This window comes from Vibrio sp. 10N.222.49.C9 (genome assembly GCF_041474985.1).
Taxonomy (GTDB): Bacteria; Pseudomonadota; Gammaproteobacteria; order Enterobacterales; family Vibrionaceae; genus Vibrio; species Vibrio crassostreae_C.
Map to the genome: position 1 here is coordinate 1 of NZ_JBFRVD010001375.1, position 330 is coordinate 330.

Consider the following 330-nt stretch of genomic DNA (forward strand, 5'->3'; position numbering starts at 1 on the left):
CCTCTTCCTCGTAACCGTGCTGACTTGAAATTTGTCTTCTCTGAGGGCGTTTCAGCCAAGATCCAACAGATTAACTTCATCGGTAATACCGTCTATTCAGACAGTGATCTTCTATCGCGCTTTAACCTAAATGTTAACGTGCCATGGTGGAACTTCATGGCTGATGATAAATACCAGAAGCAAGTGCTTGCCGGTGATCTGGAAGCGCTGAAGTCTTACTATCTGGATCAGGGCTACCTCAAGTTTAAGGTCGACTCTAGCCAGGTTGCTATCTCGCCGGATAAGAAAGGAGTATACATCACTCTATTTTTAGATGAGGGTGAGCAGTAC

General features: G+C 45.2%; 1 protein-coding gene. It reads left to right on the forward strand.

All coding sequences use genetic code 11. The features are described from left to right. A partial coding sequence (locus tag AB4585_RS28360; protein WP_372172104.1) for a POTRA domain-containing protein occupies positions 1-330 on the forward strand: 330 nt, incomplete at both ends.